Here is a 2,232-nt window from a genome sequence, read left to right as displayed (position 1 = left end):
GTTTTAAATAAAAATATGATCTATAATTTATATACGGATGTCGTTCCTGTTAAATCATCAGTTAATATGCATTTGCTTTATAATGATAAGAGTGTTTCAGCTTTTAGATTGAGGAAAAGTTATAAGATTGATTATATAAAAGATACTTTTAGCAAATCTGAGGTAAATACATTTATATATGATATGAAAAGTAATAAAGTCGTTTTAATTAATGTCATTGATTCTTTTGGAGATAAAGGGGATGAAAAGGTTGATCTTTTACAGGGTGATCAATTAATTTATAATGATAAGGGAAAAAAATACATTTATTTGGCAGATATAAGGAAAAAAGATAATAAAATATCGAAAATAGAGGTTGTAATTGATAGTAAATTTAAATGTATATCTGCAACATTTGGATGTGATAATATTAGTATAGCACCCGCTGAATTCATAGGCAAAAATAAATAGCATCTTAAAATTATATGTCTTTGTTGTGTTTCTAATTTTAAGTAATTAGTTTTATACTGTAAGTTTGATAAAATCAAAAAAATCTGTGAATATCCCTTAGAAATCATATGGGAACAGCATTAGATATTGTTGTTTATGCTAAGAAAAACCAAGTTGTAAGCTTTAATGATTCAGAAAATCATGTAAGAAAAGAGTGGTTTCGTAAGTATTTGAATGCGACTTTGGGATGGTCATCTCTAATGGAGCGGTAATGGCTGGACTAGTAGAGAGACGAGGGTTTGAGTATAAAATATTTATTACTTTTATGACAACACTGATGCCATTGAAATAGTTCATAAAAAGCATATCATTCACTATGGCGAAGTTCAAAAAGGTAAAGCTTTAGTAAAAGCTGGAGATAAAGTTGTAAAAGGGCAGGTAATTGCAGATGTTGGTAGCTTAACAACAAAAGGTATTCCAAGTATGATGTTGCATTTAGAAATGTACTCAAACCCAAATAATAAAGGTACTTTAAGCGGAACAAGCGTTTATAAACGGCGTTCGGATTTAATTGATCCAACTCCATTTTTAGATAGTGCATCATTATGAGCATTCAGTCATGAAGAATATTTATATTTTAATTTTTATAAGTGCTTTAGTTGCATGCAATGATAAAAACCAAGATAAAGTACAAAGTGGTTTAAATAACGAACAGAATATAATGTATACAGACGAGAATGAGAAACAATCTTTAGTTACCAATGAAGCCTTACCGGTAAGCGAATCAAAAGTAATTACAGATAATGTGGCTGTAATAGATGACAGCAATCAAACCAGTCAAATTTCTTGCTTAAATCAAAATATTACAGAATGGTATGGTTTTGATGAAGCTGCTTCTGAACCGAAATGTGACGTGGTCAAGAATTTTAAACTGCAATCCTATAAGTGTGATGTTTCTAAAAATGCCTTTGGTGCTGATAAGGATGCTATTTTATTAGAAAACCAAGATCAGCGGATTTTCATTTATTCAGATTCTAAGGGTTGTAATGAAATATTAGAAATACGCAATTCTAACGCCCCATAAAATTGATTTTTAAATATAAATTTTTGAGCTTAACGGGATAAGAGGTTATGTATTTCAAAAGATGGAAAAGGTCTTAAAGAAGGTAAAATTTGGTGGTAAGAAAAACACTTTATTCATAGATGCTTTTTGAAATAGCGCAATATGATCATGATGTTGCATTAAGTTTTTTTAATATTTTGATATCATTTAGTTGGGGGTGATAAAATATATTTGTGAGCATTATTCTAATAATCTTTTTAATAAATATGAACTTAATAAAGAATATATTGCCAGATGTTCTGAATGAATTAATCTAATGCATAATAATCATTCTATAATAAGGTCTAGCTATCATATTTAATAAGGATTAATTAGGGAGATTTGTTTACAAGTGGGGAAGCTGTAAATGTTCAATTACTCAAAATGTTTGGAAATATAATGTACAGTAAACGGATTTATTTAAAAATCTTATACCAGAAAATCTTTTAAATACAGGATTAAACTATAAAGTTATTAATAAAATGAAGAAAGTGGAATATATTGGTGAATCAGATGAATTTTGAGTCAATCGTTTGTTTTCAGATGCTTCCGATCAAATAGAATTCAGATTTATTGACGAAGAAAATGGAACAATTTTTATAATTTTATTGGATCTTGAAGATTAGCTATTCAGTTGTTTAAATGAAACGGACACTGAAAATAATGGAGCAGAGTAATGAGAAGTATGGTATCTATTTTAT

The 2,232-nt window shown here is 28.5% G+C and carries 1 protein-coding gene and 1 pseudogene; both read left to right on the top strand.

The window, feature by feature from the left end; translation table 11 throughout:
* A pseudogene (locus KPC_RS20520) lies at positions 1–450 on the top strand (hypothetical protein); the annotation flags it as partial.
* A 598-nt stretch (positions 451–1,048) separates the two neighbouring features.
* Entirely contained in the window at positions 1,049–1,513 is a 465-nt protein-coding gene (locus KPC_RS19230) for a hypothetical protein (RefSeq protein ID WP_121975915.1), read from the top strand.
* Positions 1,514–2,232 lie beyond the last annotated feature (719 nt).

It is taken from the genome of Acinetobacter stercoris (assembly GCF_900323515.1).
Lineage (GTDB): Bacteria > Pseudomonadota > Gammaproteobacteria > Pseudomonadales > Moraxellaceae > Acinetobacter > Acinetobacter stercoris.
The sequence above is the reverse complement of the archived record's forward strand: the minus strand, read 5'-3'. Positions and strand labels throughout refer to the sequence as shown.